This is a genomic window from Brevibacterium renqingii (assembly GCF_017808095.1).
GTDB classification, from domain to species: domain Bacteria; phylum Actinomycetota; class Actinomycetes; order Actinomycetales; family Brevibacteriaceae; genus Brevibacterium; species Brevibacterium renqingii.
Genome location: NZ_JADBHG010000014.1, coordinates 1 through 17,933, shown reverse-complemented (window position 1 = coordinate 17,933; position 17,933 = coordinate 1). Strand labels below are relative to the sequence as shown.

Annotated in this window: 15 protein-coding genes; 9 read left to right on the top strand and 6 right to left on the bottom strand. The window is 63.0% G+C overall.

Translation table 11 applies throughout. From position 1 onward, the window contains the following. The first annotated feature begins 15 nt into the window (after positions 1–15). Positions 16–1,536 (top strand): aldehyde dehydrogenase family protein, encoded by a 1,521-nt coding sequence (locus tag IIE29_RS16450; protein WP_209326375.1) that lies wholly within the window; start codon positions 16–18, stop codon positions 1,534–1,536. A 9-nt stretch (positions 1,537–1,545) separates the two neighbouring features. Here the strand turns inward: IIE29_RS16450 and IIE29_RS16445 are convergent, their stop codons facing one another. Next, positions 1,546–2,019, bottom strand: a complete 474-nt coding sequence (locus tag IIE29_RS16445; RefSeq protein WP_209326374.1) for an Lrp/AsnC family transcriptional regulator — start codon at positions 2,017–2,019, stop codon at positions 1,546–1,548. A gap of 119 nt (positions 2,020–2,138) precedes the next feature. Between IIE29_RS16445 and IIE29_RS16440 the strand changes: the two genes are divergently transcribed. Together IIE29_RS16440 and IIE29_RS16435 are read left to right on the top strand one after the other, a co-directional pair. Next, a complete protein-coding gene (locus IIE29_RS16440; protein ID WP_209326373.1) occupies positions 2,139–3,308 on the top strand; it encodes an amidohydrolase in 1,170 nt (389 codons plus the stop codon). Continuing rightward, positions 3,305–4,438 (top strand): diaminopropionate ammonia-lyase, encoded by a 1,134-nt coding sequence (locus IIE29_RS16435; RefSeq protein WP_209326372.1) that lies wholly within the window; start codon positions 3,305–3,307, stop codon positions 4,436–4,438. The genes IIE29_RS16440 and IIE29_RS16435 overlap by 4 nt, the downstream gene beginning before the upstream one ends. Before the next feature lie 68 nt (positions 4,439–4,506). On the opposite strand, the gene IIE29_RS16430 is transcribed toward IIE29_RS16435, so the two are convergent. Continuing rightward, on the bottom strand, positions 4,507–5,112 hold the full coding sequence (locus IIE29_RS16430; protein ID WP_209326371.1) for a TetR/AcrR family transcriptional regulator: 606 nt from the start codon (positions 5,110–5,112) through the stop codon (positions 4,507–4,509). A gap of 137 nt (positions 5,113–5,249) precedes the next feature. Here IIE29_RS16430 and IIE29_RS16425 point away from each other — a divergent pair, with 137 nt between their 5' ends. From IIE29_RS16425 to IIE29_RS16415, 3 genes are read left to right on the top strand one after another with little or no spacing between them, the layout of a single operon-like run. After that, complete coding sequence (locus IIE29_RS16425) at positions 5,250–6,806, top strand: APC family permease (protein WP_209326370.1); 1,557 nt, start codon at positions 5,250–5,252, stop codon at positions 6,804–6,806. 6 nt (positions 6,807–6,812) lie between these two features. Next, a complete protein-coding gene (locus IIE29_RS16420) occupies positions 6,813–8,777 on the top strand; it encodes a primary-amine oxidase (protein WP_209326369.1) in 1,965 nt (654 codons plus the stop codon). A 15-nt stretch (positions 8,778–8,792) separates the two neighbouring features. Then, the gene (locus IIE29_RS16415; RefSeq protein ID WP_209326368.1) at positions 8,793–9,494 is read left to right on the top strand and encodes a hypothetical protein; all 702 of its coding nucleotides are present in this window, start codon (positions 8,793–8,795) and stop codon (positions 9,492–9,494) included. A 5-nt stretch (positions 9,495–9,499) separates the two neighbouring features. Here the strand turns inward: IIE29_RS16415 and IIE29_RS16410 are convergent, their stop codons facing one another. Next, complete coding sequence (locus IIE29_RS16410; RefSeq protein ID WP_209326367.1) at positions 9,500–9,823, bottom strand: CHY zinc finger protein; 324 nt, start codon at positions 9,821–9,823, stop codon at positions 9,500–9,502. 140 nt (positions 9,824–9,963) lie between these two features. Further along, on the bottom strand, positions 9,964–12,033 hold the full coding sequence (locus tag IIE29_RS16405) for a solute carrier family 23 protein (RefSeq protein WP_209326366.1): 2,070 nt from the start codon (positions 12,031–12,033) through the stop codon (positions 9,964–9,966). On the opposite strand from IIE29_RS16405, the gene IIE29_RS16400 reads away from it, so the two are divergent. After that, a complete protein-coding gene (locus IIE29_RS16400) occupies positions 11,983–12,903 on the top strand; it encodes a LysR family transcriptional regulator (protein WP_209326365.1) in 921 nt (306 codons plus the stop codon). The genes IIE29_RS16405 and IIE29_RS16400 overlap by 51 nt on opposite strands. Before the next feature lie 68 nt (positions 12,904–12,971). On the opposite strand, the gene IIE29_RS16395 is transcribed toward IIE29_RS16400, so the two are convergent. Together IIE29_RS16395 and IIE29_RS16390 are read right to left on the bottom strand one after the other, a co-directional pair. Further along, on the bottom strand, positions 12,972–14,750 hold the full coding sequence (locus tag IIE29_RS16395; protein WP_343071942.1) for an amidohydrolase: 1,779 nt from the start codon (positions 14,748–14,750) through the stop codon (positions 12,972–12,974). Continuing rightward, positions 14,747–16,246: a peptide MFS transporter gene (locus IIE29_RS16390; RefSeq protein WP_209326364.1), complete on the bottom strand. Its 1,500-nt coding sequence runs from the start codon at positions 16,244–16,246 to the stop codon at positions 14,747–14,749. The genes IIE29_RS16395 and IIE29_RS16390 overlap by 4 nt, the downstream gene beginning before the upstream one ends. A 260-nt stretch (positions 16,247–16,506) precedes the next feature. On the opposite strand from IIE29_RS16390, the gene IIE29_RS16385 reads away from it, so the two are divergent. Then, on the top strand, positions 16,507–17,547 hold the full coding sequence (locus IIE29_RS16385; RefSeq protein ID WP_209326363.1) for a DUF2891 family protein: 1,041 nt from the start codon (positions 16,507–16,509) through the stop codon (positions 17,545–17,547). 201 nt (positions 17,548–17,748) lie between these two features. Continuing rightward, positions 17,749–17,933: transposase (locus tag IIE29_RS16380; RefSeq protein ID WP_209326362.1), on the top strand; the 185-nt coding region annotated here is incomplete at its 3' end.

The following is a 17,933-nucleotide window of genomic DNA, read 5'->3' as shown; positions in this document are numbered from 1 at the left end:
TTAAGGAGACCTTCCATGACCGCGACCCTGACCGACACCACGACCCGGCCTGCCACCCTGGCCGAGTGGCAGGCCGCAGCGGCGGCACTGACCATAGACGGACGCCCCGTCATCGACGGGCGACGAGTCGATGCCCGCTCTGGACAGACCCATGCGAAGACGAATCCGGCCACCGGTGAGGTGATCTCGCAGCTCCACCTCGGTGACGGGTCCGATGTCGATGCGGCGGTGGCGAGCGCTCGCGCCGCGTTCGACGCCGGCGACTGGTCGCGCGCCTCGGCGACTCACCGGCGTGAGGTGCTGCTGCGCCTGGCCGATCTCATCGAAGCCCGGTCCGACGAATTCGCCCTCCTCGACACCCTGGACATGGGCAAACCGATCGGAGAGTCCTCGACGATCGATGCCCCGGGGGCCGCGGCCCTGTTCCGCTTCTACGGGGAGGCGATCGAGAAGCTCAGTGACGAGATACCCGTGACTCCTGTCGGGTCGACGGCGCTCGTCACCCGCGAACCCCTCGGGGTCATAGGCGTCATCGTGCCGTGGAACTATCCGCTGGAGATCGCGACGTGGAAGATTGCGCCCGCGCTGGCGGCCGGCAATGCGCTGGTCGTCAAACCGCCGGTCGAGGCATCGCATTCGGTCCTGTTGCTGGCCGAGATCGCCGCCGAGGTGGGGTTGCCCGCGGGCATCCTCAATGTCGTTCCCGGTCGCGGGTCGGTCGTCGGTACGGCATTGGGCCGGCACATGGATGTCGACATGCTCGGTTTCACCGGGTCCACCGAGGTCGCCAAGCAGCTCCAGGTCTATGCCGGGGAGTCCAATATGAAGCGTTTGGCCCTCGAAGCCGGAGGCAAGAGCGCGAACGTCGTCTTCGCCGACACCGATGACCTCGCTGCCGCGGCACGGAAGGCGGCGTTCGGCATCTTCTACAACCAGGGAGAGGTCTGCTCGGCCACCTCGCGGATCTTCGTCGAACGCTCCGTCTATGAGGAATTCGTCCACCTTCTCGAGGACGCGGCCGAGAACTTCCAGCCCGGCGACCCGCTCGACCCGAACACCGCGATCGGCTCCCTCGTGTCCGACCGGCACGCCGACGAGGTGTGGGAATGTATCGAACAGGCCCGGGCCGACGGCACCATCGTCCAGGGTGGCAACCGTCCGGCCATCAACGGCCGCCGCACCTTCGTCGAGCCGACGATCGTCACTGATCTGCCGGCAGACCACCGTCTCCACAGCCACGAGATCTTCGGACCCGTCGCCCTCGTCACGCCCTTCGACACCGAGGAGGAGGCGATCGCGAAGGCGAATGAGACCCCGTACGGACTGGCCGCAGCCTTGTGGACGGGAAGCATGGCCCGGGCGCACCGTGTGTCCGCGCGCCTGGTCGCCGGTACTGTCTCGGTCAACACCGTCGACGCTCTGGGCTTCACCACGCCCTTCGGCGGATTCAAGCAGTCCGGCTTCGGACGCGATCTGTCCGTGCACGCGCTGGAGAACTACTCAGACTTCAAGACCACCTGGATACAGTGGGGCTGAGCGTCCCTCTCAGGGGCCCGTCAGCGGAACGGTGAGGCCGACCTTGGCCGCGTCCATGACGACGTGGGTGCTGAAACGACGGACATTGTCGTTGCCGAGGAAGAACTCCCGGCTCAGCTTCGTGTATTCGGCCATGTCGCGGACGATGAGGATGGCGATGAAGTCCCATTCGCCGGCCACGTAGTAGCACTGCTGGACCTGGGGTCGGGCGATGAGCGCGGAGCGGAGTGCGTCTAGCTTGTCGAGCTGTTCGCTTTCGACCGCGATCTGGGCGATGACGCGGACTGGGCACCCCAGCAGCTCGGGGGTCAGGATCACGGCCGTTCCGCTGATGACTCCCATGGACGTCAGCCGCTGCAGTCTCCGATTCACCGCCGCCGTCGACAGTCCGACTCGAGCGCCCAACGCCGATTGCGGTATTCGGGCATCATTCTGCAAGGCGTCGAGCAGCCTGATGTCGACTTCGTCTAATGCACGCTCCACATCACCAGTCTCTGTCAGCGCGAACTATGACGCAATGTTTTTGCGTCCGCAGCCAGTTTTCTGACTGAATTTGTCCATCTCGGTTGATGCGATTGCTCGAACTCCGTGATCATCGAGACATGAGCACACGCCATAGAGACCGAGCGAAACAGTGGCGTCAGCAGCTGCACCGCATCCCCGGCACCGGGTTCGACGTCTCCCAGACTGCGGACTTTCTCGCGCAGACGTGCACGGACCTCGGTTGGGAGGTCGTCACCGGCATCGGCGGCACGGGTCTCGTCGCCTCGCTGCGTCGGGGTACGAGCACCCTCTCGATCGCGCTGCGGGCGGATATGGACGGTCTGCCCATCGACGAGCAGACCGGCGTTGAACACAGCTCCCAGAACCCCCGCACCATGCACGCCTGCGGTCACGACGGTCATATGGCAATGGTCCTCGGGGCCGCCTCGGCGCTGGCCGAGGAGGACGACCTCGACGGGACGGTGCGCCTGTTCTTCCAACCCGCCGAGGAACCGGGCACCGGCGCGGAGGCCATGCTGGCCGACGGTCTGCTCGAAAGGTTTCCCGTCGACGCCGTCTACGGTCTCCACAACATTCCGGGGCTTCCCGCCGGTGAGCTCCACGTGCGCAGCGGCCCGATCATGGCCGCAGAGGACAACTTCGAGATCCGCATCAGCGGGAGGGGAGGGCACGCCTCTGCGCCGCACCTGGTCATCGATCCGATGGTCGCCGGGGCAGAAATCGTGCTTGCCCTGCAGGCGATCGTCGCTCGCGACGTCGATCCGCTCGACTCGGTCGTCGTCTCCTGCACGGAGCTCGTCACGGACGGGGCACGCAATGCCATCCCGGGCGAGGTCGTGCTCCGAGGCGATGTCCGCAACTTCACGGATGAGGACAGCGCACTCGTCGAAGCACGCATCCGAGAGATCGCCGAGGGAATCGGCATCGCTCATCGGGCGACCGCATCGGTCAACTACTCTCGAGTCTTCCGTCCCACGATCAACGACCCCGCCTGCGTCGACCACGTCATCCGTGCGGGGGTATCGGCGCTCGGCGAGAGCCGGGTCAACGACGCATGCCAGCCCATCACGGCCAGCGAGGACTTCGCCGCCTACGCCCGCGCGGTGCCCGCCTGCTTCGCGTTCCTCGGCGCAGGTGCCATCAAACCGGACGGCACCGCTCCCCTGCACAGCCGCGACTTCGATTTCAACGATTCCATCCTCGGCACGGGAATCGACGTCTACGTCGAACTCGTGCGCTCACTCCTGACCGAAGGACGTACGTCATGACCTCAACTGAGACCACCACTTCCAGCTGGACCGCCAACGACCGCGACCCCGCCTGGACCTGCCCCGCCCCGGCGCCCGAGGCCCTCGAGTTCCACCGGCAGCTCGACGGCTATGCGCCCACCGCGCTCGTCGAACTTCCTGCCCTGGCCGAGGAGCTCGGTGTCGCTGCGGTGTTCGCGAAGGACGAGTCGACACGGCTGGGCCTGCCCGCGTTCAAGGCACTCGGCGCATCGTGGGCCGTCCACTGCGCACTCGAAGCAGTCGGGAACGGGACCGAACACGCCGCTGGCGACGAAGACGGCCGTGCCGCTTCGGGAGAGGTCGTCACGGCCACCGACGGCAATCACGGTCGCGCGGTCGCCGCTTTCGCACGCAGGGCGGGACGGAACGCGCGCATCTTCGTCCCGGCCGGGGCCGTCCACCCGAATGCGATCGTCGCCATCCGCGACGAGGGCGCCGAGGTCGCCGAGGTCGCCGGCAGCTACGATGAGGTCGTCGCCGCGGCCGCAGAGTACGCCGATGGCAGCGACGGTGTGCTCGTTCAGGACACCGCCTGGGACGGGTATGAAGAGGTGCCCGGCTGGATCGTCGAAGGGTATTCGACTCTGTTCCGCGAGGTCGATGAGCAGCTGCAGGATGCGGGCCACCGTGGCGCCGACCTCGTCCTCGTGCCCACAGGTGTCGGTTCGCTGCTGCAGGCCGCGATCGCGCACTACCGCAGCGAGACGAGTACCGGCTCGACCGCGGTCGTCTCGGTCGAACCGGAGAATGCGGCATGCGTGGGACCGAGTCTCGACGCCGGACAGCCGATCTCGGTCGAGACCGGGCAGACGATCATGGCCGGCCTCAACTGCGGAACCCCTTCATCGCTGGCCTGGCCGTTCATCCGCGACGGCCTCGACGCAGCCGCCACGGTCAGCGAACAGGACACGATCGACGCAGCCCATCGCCTCGCCGAACTCGGTGTCACTGCGGGACCGTGCGGGGCGGCGGCGCTGGCTGGTGCCCGGGCAGTGCTGCTCGGAGACGGTGCTCCATCGCGGCGCCGGCACCTGGGACTGACGGAAGACAGCACGCTCGTCCTCACCATCACCGAAGGCTCGGAGGCGAACCCGGTACCCTCGGCCTGACGGGCCTGACGGGCCTGACGGGTCTGACGATACCGGCGGAGCCGACGGGTCTCTGACCGGCCAGTTTCCTAAGCACCTGCCAGCCGGCACCCGGTGAGCACCTCGGCGTTGGCGCCGATGAGGCGGAAGATGTCATCGGCGTCGAGCGGGGTCCCGCCCATGAAATGCAGCCCGTAGGCGTCTTCGAGGGCGACGAGGTTGCTCGCCGCCGTCTCTACGGGCAGCGTCATCGTGAAGGCTCCGGAAACGACGCCCTCGGTGAGCACCGCGGCGTAGAGGGAGACCTCGAGCCGGTAGAGCTCTGCCATGAGACCAGCGTGGAAATTGTCTCTGAACGCATGGGTGTGCAGCTCGTTGAGCACCTGGAAGTCGATGTCGTCCGAGGAGACGGGAATCCCGCTGCGGATCACGTGAGCCAACTTGGTCTCCGGAGTCTCACCTGCGATCCCCTGCTCGCGCCGGTTCCAATAGAAGCGCGATACTGCGTCCTCGTGCACCTCGCGCACCAGATCACCTAGGTCGGGATAGTAGTAGGCCACGGATCCGGCCCCGACCTCGGAATGCGCGGCCACGTCGATGGTGCGCAGACCGTTGAGTCCGCGCTCTGCAATCGCCCTCTTCGCCGCCTGCACCAGCTGTGCCCGGCGGCCCTCCTGATTCTTCGGTCTCGCCATGGGCCCATTATCTCCTGAAGTGATGCAGGCAAACGCGGATCGGTATGGCCGCACCTCTGTCAATCAGCGACCGTCCGTGCAATTCTTTACGGTGTAACTCAAAGAACTCTATCGGACGCCCACTCACAAGGAGGTGGATGGTGTCTTCCCTCGAACGCACGACCGCATACGCGGACGAACAGAAGCAGCATCTGAAGAAGACGCTCGGCCGATTCGATATCGTGCTCATCGTCATGTCGGCGGTCTTGAGCATCGAAGTCCTCGCCGAGACAGCGGGATTCGGAGCGGAGACCTTCACCTGGACACTCGTCCTCGCGATCTTCTTCCTCGTGCCCTACGCCCTCGTCTTCGCCGAGACCGGCAGCACCTTCGTCGGGGAGGGCGGAGCCTATATCTGGGTTCGCCAGGCCTTCGGACGCCCGGCAGGTGCGATCGCCTCGATCCTGAGCTGGGTCACTCAGCCGGTATGGGTGGGCGGCTCGATGGCCTTCCTCGCCACCGGCACCTGGAACCAGTTCATCAGCCCGCTCGAGGCCGGGTCGATCGGCGACTGGATCTTCAAGATCGTCTTCATCTGGATCACGGTGATTGCGGCAATTCTGTCGTTGGCGAAGGCGAAGTGGCTGCCGACGCTCGGCGGCGTGCTCAAGGTCATCTTCATCGCGTTCTTCCTCTTCACCACGATCATCTACGCCGCCCAGCACGGAGTTCAGCCGCTTCACCTCTCGGACTTCAGCCCCAGCCTCGGCGGCTTCCTCGGGCTTGTGCCGCTCCTGCTCTTCTCTTACCTCGGGTTCGAGGCCTCGAACAGCGCCTCGGACGAGATGAAGAATCCGAAGAAGGACATCCCCGTCGCGATCGCACGTTCCGGTTTCATCTCCGCGCTCTGCTATCTCCTGCCGGTCCTCGCCATGCTGCTCGTGTTGCCGACCGAGACGATCACCGGCATCGGCGGGCTCCTCGACGCCGTGCAGACGGTTTTCACCGTCTACGGACCCGCTGCCGAGGTCATGGTCGTACTCGCAGCCCTGATGTTCGTCATCATCCTCGCCTCTCAAGGCGCGGCGTGGATGATCATGAGCGATCGGATGCAGGCACTGACCGCGGCCGACGGCGCCTTCTTCGGAGGATTCTTCGGCAAGATCTCTCGCACCCTCGGAACCCCGGTCAACGTCAACCTCCTCTCCGGGACCGTCGCCACGGTCTTCCTCATAGCGGCAATGCAGCTCAGTGGTGACGCCGGTGCACTGTTCGGGGTCGTTCTCTCGATCTCGATCTCGACGTTCCTGCTCAGCTACTTGCTCATCATTCCCGCGGCCATCAAGTTGCGGTGGAAGCATCCCGGCATCGAACGCCCCTTCCGGGTGCCCGTCGGCAATGTCGGGTTCACCATCCTCAGCGGCATCGCCTTCCTCTGGATCCTGCTCGGCTCCTGGGTCGCGATCTTCCCCGGCACGCTCGATCGGCTTTTCGGGCAGGAGTACAACTTCCTCGACGAATGGGGCGTAGCAGAGGGCCCATTCACTGCGCTCACTCTCGGCACCCTCGGTGCCCTCGCTGTGCTGGCCCTGATCGGATACGTGCGCGGGCACCGGGTCCGCGTCTTCCGCCCGACCCCGACCGATCCTCAGGATCTGCTCGACGACCTCGACCCCGCTCTCGACAGCAAACTCGATACACAGAAAGGCATGTGAAGACTCATGACTGCACCGACAACGACTGCCGTCGACACTTCGACTACGCATCCCCTCGACCGCCTGACCGGTGAGGAGATCGAGCTCAACCGAGCGATCATCGTCGATGCCGGCCACGTGAACGTACAGACGCTGTTCGCTCTCGTCAGCCTCGTCGAACCGGATAAGCGCGAGGTCATCGCGGGTGCCACCGACCTCGACCGCCGTGTGCGCTCGCTCATCATCGATCGCAGCACTGGGGAGCAGACGGAGCTCCTCGTGTCACTGACCGAGCGCAAGGTGCTGTTCGCTCGTGTGCTCGATGTCGCGGCCGAGGGTCAGGCTCCGATCACGATGACCGAGTACGAAGAGGCCGAGCAGATGATCCGCAACGATGCGACGTGGCGGGCGGCTGTCGCGGCTCGCGGCATCACTGATGTCGAGACCGTGCGCATCTGCGCGCTCTCGGCCGGATGCTTCGACATTCCCGGCGAGGCGGGCCGCCGCCTCGTGCGCGGTTCGTCGTTCATTCAGTCGGACCCGCAGGACAATGCGTGGGCGCATCCGCTTGAGGGGCTCGTGGCCTATCTCGACCTCAACACCGGTGAGGTCGTCGAGGTGGTCGATACCGATATCGTGCCCGTGCCCCAGGAGCGTTTCGACTATCATCTCGACTCCTGGCTGCCCGAGCCGCGGACGACGCAGAAGCCGATCGAGATCACTCAGCCTGAGGGAGCGAGTTTCACCCTCGACGGTAATGTCCTCGACTGGGAGAAGTGGCAGGTCCGGCTCGGCTTCGACCCGGTCGAGGGGCTGGTCCTCCATCAGATCAGCTTCGATGACGAGGGCGAGCGCCGCCCCATCGTCTACCGCGCCTCTGTGGCGGAGATGGTCGTGCCCTACGGCGATCCGAGTCCAGTGCGCTTTTGGCAGAACTACTTCGACGCCGGCGAATACTCGATGGGCAAGAACACGAACTCGCTCGAACTCGGGTGTGACTGCCTCGGCGAGATCCACTACTCGGATGCGGTGCTCGCCGACGATCAGGGGCATGCGCACACGATCACGAACGCCATCTGCATCCACGAGGAGGATGCGGGGATTCTGTACAAGCACACCGATGAGTTCACCGGGGCCGTCGACGTGCGCCGGAATCGCCGCCTCGTCATCTCCTTCTTCATCACTGTCGGCAACTACGACTATGGCTTCTACTGGTACCTCTACCTCGATGGCACGATCGAGCTCGAGTGCAAGGCCACCGGCATCGTCTACACCGCCGCCTACGGTGACGAGGCTCAGCGTCAGCGCTGGTCGTCTCCGCTCGGTGACGAAGGATTGGGGATGCCGTTCCACCAGCACATGTTCTGTGCCCGCCTCGATATGCAGCTCGACGGTATCGCCAACGCCGTTGACGAGCAGGAAGCCGTCCGCGTGCCTTTCGGCAAGGACAACCCCTACGGCAACGCTTTCACCCGCAAGCTCACCCGCCTCACCGCCGAGGGCGGACGGACAGCCGACGGTGAGGCCGGCCGGGTCTGGCACATCGTCAATCCTGACAAGACCAATCGGCACGGCTTTCCCGTCGGTTATGAGCTGCGGGTGCCCGATGAACCGACGATGATGGCGGCCGAGGGGTCGTCGATCTCGAAGCGGGCAGGCTTCGGGTCGAAGCACATGTGGCTGACCCACTTCGATGCGGACGAACGTTTCCCCTCGGGCACGTATCCGAACCAGAACCCGGGCAACGGGACGATCACGCAGTGGGTCGAACAGCAGCGTCCGGTCGATGGTGACGACATCGTCGTGTGGGCATCGTTCGCGATGACACACTTCCCACGTCCCGAGGAGTGGCCGATCATGCCCGTCGACCGGCTCGGGTTCACGATGAAGCCCTACGGCTTCTTCGACCAGAATCCTGCGCTCGACGTGCCGCGCCCGAAGTCGGATCACTGTGGTGCCGAGACCGGCGGACCCGGGTGTGAGTGCGACTGACATGCGGTGGAGATCATGAGCGGCGTCGCTGCGTTTCTGATGGTCGCATCGGGGGCGATGTGCCTCACTGGTGCCATCGTTGCGAAGAGCCGCCTCGGCGCTGCAGCGTCGTCGCTGATGCTCATGGCCATGGTCGACCTGGTCTACACAGCAGTCCTACCGCCCGTGGCCTGGTCAGGGACGTTGCTCGTCATCGGAATGATACTGGCTGCCTCCCTGCGACCGGCACCGGCACCCGTTCAGCAACGGGCGCCGGTGCCGGTCGGAGCCCGAGCTGTGCCAAAGGGTCTTTCTTCGAGCATGAAAACGGTCGAGAGCGCACTCCGCGAACTTTCTACAGATCGCCCCTGGACCGCCCCCGGTCCCGCCACCTCCGATGCGCCCGGATCATCGTGTCCGCGGCTGCACTTCTTCCCGCGCTTGGGACGGACTGCCGCCATTTGTTCGGCGATCGCCTACCCGATCATGGCCTGGCAGGTGCTCAACCACGGTACCCCTGGTGGCAGCCATCATACCGCTGCCGCGGGCAGCCACGGTGGCCACGGACACGCCGTCGATCCGTCGGCGATCCACACGGTCATCTCTGGCGGGGTCATCGTTCTGGCCGTGCTTCTGGTGCTCTGCGCTGTACAGGCCATCTCCCGTCGGCGATTGGCGCTGTTCCTCGAGTGCCTCGGCATGGCTGCGATGATTAACGTGATGCAGTTCCTGCCCTGACTAGTTCAGGCTCCGAAGTAGTAGTCCGAGTGTGCCGCACACGCCGGGTTGAACGGTGCGGCGCATTCCGGGCAGTCATCGACGTTCTTGTATGTCTCGATCGTCAGTTCGGCCCAGCAGCTGCCGCAGAGGATCGCCGGTTGGTTCCACTGTTCGCGCGGCCATTGCTCGGCCGGGTGGTCAGCTGTCTCCACATGACAAAGGTGGCAGGGATAGTAACGGCCGCAGCAAGCGAAGCGGATCGCAATAGTGTCGAGTTCGGTCGCATAGTGGACGCACCGAGTTTGCTCGTCGGTGGTCTTGCCGTGGACCTGGGGAGTCCGATTCACCGCTCACCTGCCTTCCGACGGTTGGACCGATGGAGTCCAGCACAGCAGAATATGGCTGGAAAGCTGCATTGCAAGTCGGTCCCACAGTAATGCGAAGCAAGGAGGGGCAGCGAACGCTGCCCCTCCTTTAGCTTGCCGGATCAGCTCGTCCTGCGGGTCCAGAACCCGTGGTGAGCGATAGCAGCCTCGTCCTCCAGCAACGGACCGACAACGTCGATCTCGCGCTGTCCCCGCGACAGTACTTCCCGGCAGGGGAGGTCAAAGGTCGGGTTCTCGGGATCATCACCAGTCAGCTCCAGCAGACGGCGCTCCGACAAGGCGTAGACGATCCGACCGATGCCCGTCCAGTAGATGGCTCCAGTGCACATCACGCATGGCTCGGCACTCGTGTACAGTGTCGCTGCCGCCAGCTTCTCCGGAGAGCGAAGCCGTGCAGCCTCCGCCGCAGCCCGCAGCTCCGCATGCTGCGTTGGGTCACCCGCAGGCGGCATCGAATTGTTGCCTTCGGCCGCCAGCACAGTTCCATCCGCAGCGACGACTGTGGAGGCGAACGGATGTCTGCCGCGCTTCCTTGAGTCCTCGGCCAGCGAGATCACGTTCCTGAGCTGAGCCAGATCGGTCTCGATCCCAGCAGCGTTGTCTCCGGTTCCAGCCGGTGCGGTGACGAACGAGTTTCCTGCCGCCGAGTGTGCTGGTCGTGTCTCTGTCATATCCATGTCCATTTCTTCAGTGGTTTCGATAGCGGTTCTTCTATTGATGACTGCGTTGAGCAGCACGGCAACGATGGCGCACAGGAAGATGCCGCTCTCGAGGATGAGTGAGAGCGGGCCTTCGATGGAGCCTAGCAACGAGGGCATCGCCATCGGCAGCACACCGACGCTGAGGGAGATCGCGACGATCAGCGAATTATGCGTCCCCTCGTACTTCACTCGTGCCAGTTCCTGAATGCCGGCGGCCGTGGTCATCCCGAACATTACGATCGCGCCTCCGCCGAGGACCGCGGGCGGAATGGCCGCGACGATAGCACCCACCTTCGGGATCAGACCCATGACCACCATGATGATCCCGGCAGCAGCTACGACGTACCGGCTCCGCACCCGTGTCATGGCGATGAGTCCGGTGTTCTGGCTGAAGGCGTTGAGCGGGAACCCGTTGAAGATCGCACTGAACATCGTCGCCAGTCCTTCGCCGCGGAAAGCGTTTCCCAGCCTTCGCGAAGTGATCGGTACGTCCACCATGCGACCGATCGCCAGGGTGTTCCCGGTGGTCTCAGCCATGATCACGACCATGGCGAGTGTCATGATCAGAATCGGCACCACGTCGAATTGGGGCATCCCGAAGCTCATGGGCAAAGCGATCCCGATCCATGCTGCATCGGAGATGCCGCTGAAATCGCTCAGCCCGAGGAACAAGGCCGCCACAGTGCCCACAGCCATGCCGATGAGCACAGACAGGCTGCTCATCAGGCCCTTGAAGGACACATAGACGATGACGGTGACCACCACAGTGAGCAGTCCGACGAGCAGATGCTTCGGGGCTCCGAAGGAATCACTCCCCTCGCCACCGCCGAGCCAACCAGCAGCTGCGGGCATGAGTGAGATGCCCACCGTTGTGATGAGACATCCGATGACCACACGTGGGAAGAATCGCAGCAGCCGGGAGAAGAGCGGCGCGAGACCGATCGCGAGCAGACCGGCGACCATGACGGCCCCGAAGACATGCTGAAGACCGTACTCCGTACCGATCTGCATCATCGGCGCCAGAGCGATGAACGAGGCACCCTGGATCAGGGGCAGCCTCGCGCCGAAGCGCCACACGCCGAGAGTCTGCAGAAGAGTCGCCAGTCCGCCGATGATGAGATTGCAGTTGATGAGGATGACGATTTCCGCCTGCTCCAATCCCAGTGCTCCGCCGAGGATCAAAGGAACTGCGACTACGCCGGCATAGATCACCAGCACGTGCTGAAGGCCCAATGTCGCCATCATCCGCGTTGGCAGCACTTCGTCAACTGAATCGACCGCTGCGACGCGAGCATCATTGACCGCGAGTTTCATGGTTTGCACCTGCTTTCGTTGTCCAGAGGAGGATAAGGCGACAGTATTGCGCGCACACCGATAGATGAAATGAGTTTCCATCGATGTAACCGATAGATTGAGACCATGCGACTCAGTCTGGAGCAAGTTGAAGCGTTCGTACTCACTGTCGAACACGGCTCGTTCTCGGCGGCAGCGCGTGCTCTCGGCCGAACCCAATCAACAATCAGCTCGGCGATCGCCTATCTCGAGATCTCTCTCGCTGTCGAGCTGTTCGACCGAAGCACCCGCACACCTACGCTCACGGAAGCCGGCCAAGCACTTCTGCTCGAAGCCCGCGCGCTCTACGACCGAGCCGTCACGTTCGAAAGACACGGAGACGCACTCGCCGATGAACAAGCCGCGAGCATCACCCTTGCAGTGGGCATCCCGCCCGATCAGATCATGCCGGTGCTTGAGGAGTTCACGGAAACGTTTCCACACACCGATCTGATCATCAGAAACCCTGACCGCGGCGATGCGAGCCGGCTCGTACTCGCCGACGAGGCGGAACTCGGGATTGCGTTCCTGCTTCCTGAATACCCGGATGCCCTCGGCTTCCATCAGATGGGCAAGCTCCTGATGACCCATGTCGCGCACCGAGAGCATCCTCTTGCGCAGGTCCCCACCCCCAGCTTCGACGAGCTCCGCGGCTATCGTCACCTCGCATATATCTCACACTCAAGTGCACTGCCGACGAGTGAGTACCTGCAGTCGACGCAGACTTGGCACACCGACTCCTACGAGGCACTCACTGCGCTCGCTCGGTCAGGCCTCGGCTGGGCGACCCTGCCTCGGCAGCTCGTGCTTCCGGAGATCGCTTCCGGCGAACTCGTCGAGCTTCACCTCGGTGCCTATCCATTCACCGATTGGCTTGTTTCGGTCGACCTGATCTGGCACCGAGGACGGCGTCTCGGTCCGGTGGAAACTTGGCTGCTCGACCGGTTCCGACGGCACCCGGTGCACGAGATTGCCGAAGACGGGCAGGACACAATCAGGGTGCGCTGACCTTCCGTCGCAGTTGATGGAGTCAGGTCGGACACAGTCACCGTCGCCCGCCTAAGACCGTGCTGAACTCACATGGCGGCGGAGTGAGTCCCCGTGCGCTGATACACCACTTTTCCTGCCGAGATCGTGGTCTCGACACTAATATCACCCAGCTGACGCTGCTCGACCTCAATGGGATCGGAACCGAGGATGACGAAGTCTGCCGATTTGCCGACTTCGATACTTCCGGATACGTCCTCATAGCTGTTGGCACGAGCGGCTTCGAACGTATAGGCCCGAAGCGCCTCGGCTACGGTGATCTCCTCGCCGGGCAGCAGCGGTTCGTTCTGAGCGACCTCGTCCTGTCCGTGCGGGTCAGCCGGTGGCGCGGTTCTATTGACCGCGACGTGCATTCCCCAGATCGGGTCGGGGCTCGAAACCGGCCAATCGCTGCCGAATGCAAGACGGACGCCGGCGTCTCTCATCGTTGCGAACGTGAAGTGGTGAGCTTGTTGGTCATCGTGTAGAAGCGGGAGTTTGGTCTCGATGAGGACCGAATCTCGACGGGCCCACAGCGGCTGGACATTGGCGATCAGTCCGCTGGACGCCATTCTGGCGAGGTCCTTGGGATCCGCGATGTCCAGATGCGCGATCTGATGGCGGTGGCCTCTGGCGGGCCCGCCGTCCTGAGTCAGCGCGTCGACCGCGAGCTTGAGAGCCTCGTCGCCCACAGCATGGATATGGATGTCGAAACCATGCCCCTCGACTCCACGGGTGATCTCGTTGAGTTCTTCGGCCGTGAACATGAGCAGCCCGTGTTCATGATCATGGCCACGATAGGACCGCTTGAGAGCTCCAGTGAGGTTCTCACAGACTCCGTCGAGCATGATCTTCACAACGGTGACCTGTACACCTCCGGAGGTACGGTCGTCTTCGACCCGTCGGATCACGTCTCGACGCTCCTGGAGCGTCTGGATCTGCTCGGCGTAGGGCACGTCACGATCCCACCAGAGCGCGGCGGTGACTTTGCTATCGAAGGCGCCCGCTTCTGCCATTGACAGATAAGGAGGGTAGGTATCGACCGACGACCCGGTGAGCACGCCGACGCCTGCGTCCTGCCACCCGACGATCCCCAGAGAGTGGAAATAGTCCTGGGCACTGACCAGTGCCTGCTCCACGTCACTCGAGGTGATCGTCGGCAGCAGGTTCTTGACGAGGTCCGCAGCAGTCTCGAAGAGCAGACCAGTGGGTTCGCCGGATTCGTCCCTGACGATTCGACCGCCATCGGGATCCGGCGTGTCACGGCCGATACGGGCTGCTTCGAGTGCTCGCGTGTTGACCCAACAGCCGTGGGCATCGTGGCTGTCGAAGACCGCGGGCCGGTCTGAGATGACGGAATCGAGGTCGCGCCGGTGGGGAAACCCTCCGTCGAAGACGTCGCCGTACCAACCGGCGCCGATGATCCAGTGTTCGTCCGGATGATTGCGCGCGTACTCGGCAATGCGTTCACGGTAGGCCCGATATCCGTGGATATCGTCGAGGTTGCAGTGGGCGAGGTTGATGCCGCCGAGTACAGGGTGAGCATGCGCGTCATGGAAGGCCGGTACCAGCGTCCGACCGTTCAAATCGACCATCTCGGTGTCGGCGTCAACCACTCTGTCGCAAGCGGCGGCACCGAGGGCGATGATCTGCCCATTGGCAATCGCTACGGAGTCGGTTGTCGGATTTGCGGAATCAACTGTGTAGATTTTCCCGCCTCTGTAGATGCGATCAGCACTGGGCACGGACACTCCTTCGTTTTCGCTGTCGGATGTTGCGGTCAAGAATGTTTGTACGCTGGGTCGTCTTCGTGACGTAGGTCGATTCACTTCAGCCCGAGCGCGTTCAACGGGCGTCGCAGACTATAGAGGACGAGTGCAGTTGCGAGACTGATTCCGGTCATGAGGCCGAAGAACGCGACTTCACTCATGCCTCCGTAGAGTTGACCCATGAATCCTGAGAGACTGGCGCCTGCGGCAGTCGTCAGTCCCCACAAAGCCATCATCTGGGCATTGAACGCCTGAGGAGAGAGCTGGGATGCTGCCGACAATCCGATCGGGGCGTACATCACCTCGGTGACGCCCATGACGATCATGCCGATGATGACGGGAATGAGCGGAATTCTGCCGTCGAAAATCATCGGATAGACGGCGAAGAGGGCAAAGGTCAGCGTCATCATGAGGAAGCCGAGGCCGAGTTTCGAGCAGGTACTTGGCACAGCGCGGTTCGAACGGCCTGCGACCTTCTGCCCGTAGGCAGCAATGAGCGGACCGGCGATGATCCCAGCGATGACCTCGAAGGTGCTGATGTAGGCGGCTGGCATGGAGTAGCTGCCGATCGTCAGCGTGACTCTGGTATCGGCGTAGACGGCGAAAGTGGTGAAGAGCTGAAGGATCATCGTCCAGAAGACGGTGCCGGTGATGAAGAGTGGGATGAAGGCTTTGACCCGCTTATGTTCCTCGGGAGTCACTTTCTTCGAGCGCAGCATGACGAGGAAGTACACGATGCTGACGATGCAGATCGTCGCCAAGACGTAGTTGTTGAGGTTGCCGGTGGTCAGCATTCCCGTGCCAACCATGACAGCAATGAGGGCCAGGAGAGCGATACCCACCCCGGTGGCTTTCCACTTCCCGGACGAAGCGATCGGGTTGGGAACCACATGTGCTTCTTGCGGCACGGTATTGCGTCCGAGGAAGTAAGTGGTGAGGCCGATGAACATGCCGACGGCAGCGGCGCCGAATCCATAATGGAAACCGAATTCGGTCTGCAAGAAACCTGTGGCCAGAGGCCCGACGAGCGCCCCAACGAGAATGCCGGTGTAGAAGATTGCGTAGCCTGAGTCCCGCCGAGGCGAGTGTTCCTTGTAGAGACGGCCGACCATCGTATACACGTTGGGAGTCAGGGCCCCAGTTCCGATTGTGATCAGGGCGAGTCCGATGATGAGCCCGGCCAGACCGGGTACAGTCGCCAAAGTGATGTGACCGGCCATAATGATGATTCCGCCGGCCATGACCATGGTCCGCGCAGGAATGAGGCGGTCGGCGAACCATGCGCCGATGGGCTGTCCCAGATAGACGGCACCACCGTAGGCTCCGGTGATGGCGAGGGCTTCACCTTCTGAGAGCCCCAAGCCTCCGTCGCCCGCTGTGTAGTAGATGTAATAGGCGAGGATGACCTGCAGGCCGTAGAAGCTGAAGCGCTCCCACATCTCGATGGAGGACAGCGTGAATAGGCCAATCGGCTGCTTGCGCTCGGCTTTGGATGCTGGGCTTGTCTCGGCAGAATCTGTCGGCTCTGCTGCGTCGGCGATCTGAGAATTGGACATGACTTCCTCGGCATGTTGGGTGCTCAATCGAGCATGAGTTTCTGTGCAGATTGGTAAGGCGAATCTTCGACTTGCCATCTGCGCTGAAGAGGCAGTTCGAGCCTAATGAGCGCGCTTCAACAGTTCCAATAGCCGTTGTGGATGCTCTCTGTCTGATTATCAGATAATCAGACCCCGGAGATGGAAGAATTACGGTATCGGAGTCGGTTCTCGCCGACGATGTCCCAGTAAGAGAGTCCTCGAAATCAGCAGGAGCGCAGATGTCCTCGCCAGACCAGTTCGTCCACCCCTTCGCCGAGGTGGCCCTTACCAATATCACCCGGGAGTATCCGTACGCGGCCCACCACGTCGCCCGGAGCCTCGCCGACATCGTGCCGGCCGGTGAGAAGAACCCGGCGTTCGCGAATTCCTACGACTGGCACTCGAGCGTGCACATGCACTACCTACTCGCCTCACTACTTGGCACTGAGGCGGGACACACGGCAAACTGGCGCGAAGAGGCCATCGAGGTGCTGTCGTCCCACTTGAGCGTCGTGAATATGATCGCCGAGGCGGACTTCCTCCGTGACAATCCTTCGTGGGAACGGCCGTACGGCTGGGCATGGGCGGTTGAGCTCAATCGAGTGCTCAATGCCAACGAACTGCCCGAACTGCGTGCTCTCGGCAAGAACACCCAGGTGCTCGCTGACACTGTATTCGAGTTGGTGTCCACTTGGTTGCCGAAGGTCGCCGAACCAGTGCGTCACGGAGTCCACTCGAATACGGCTTTCGGGCTGCGTCGCATTCTCGTGGGTGCCCGAGCAGCGGACCGCCGCGATGTCGTCGACATCGTCGCCGGTGCGGCTCGACGCTTCTACGCCGAGGACGCCGCGTGGAACTTCGCGCAGGAGCGCAGCGGCCACGACTTCCTTTCACCCGGGTTGTGCGAGGCCGACCTCATGGTCGAAGTTCTCACCGACGACGAGCGGGCCGCCTGGTTGCCCGAGTTCCTCTCTGACCTCTCCCCCGAATCACCAGCGCTGACTCCGGTCAAGGTGCATGACCCGAGTGATGGTCAGCAGAGCCATCTCTACGGACTGGGTTTGTCTGTGGCAGCCTCAGTGATGCGCTTGGCCCCACAGGTTGAAGCGATCGCCGAACATACCGGCGATGAATCACTCATGGAGCAGGCCAAAAGAATGCTCACTCGCGTCGACGATCTCATGGGACCGGGCCTTGAAGCTGCTGTGTCCGACGAATACATATCCTCGCACTGGGTGGCGACGTTTGCGTGGGAAGCTTTGCTCCTATCTACGAACTGAACTCGCTCAACATCGAAACTCAGTCGCCCTCGGCCAGTAGTCGACCCGACGGACGGTTCTGGCTCACTCGGCAAGAACAGCAACGGCAGTCCAAGGCCTGTACCAACGTGAACCGCGGAGTCAGAACCCTTTGGGACTGATGCAGGGTTTGGTGACATCTGATCTGGCTTGTTCTCAGGCAAGTCTGGAAGGATAGACACCATGCCACAGCCCTACCCGAAAGAGTTCCGCGATGACGTCGTCCGCGTCGCACTGGGCCGGGACAAGGACACCACGATCGCCCAGATCGCCAAGGACTTCGGCATCCATGAAGGCACCATCGCGAAATGGATTCGCCAAGCCGAAATCGACGCCGGCAACAAGCCCGGTAAGACCACGGACGAATC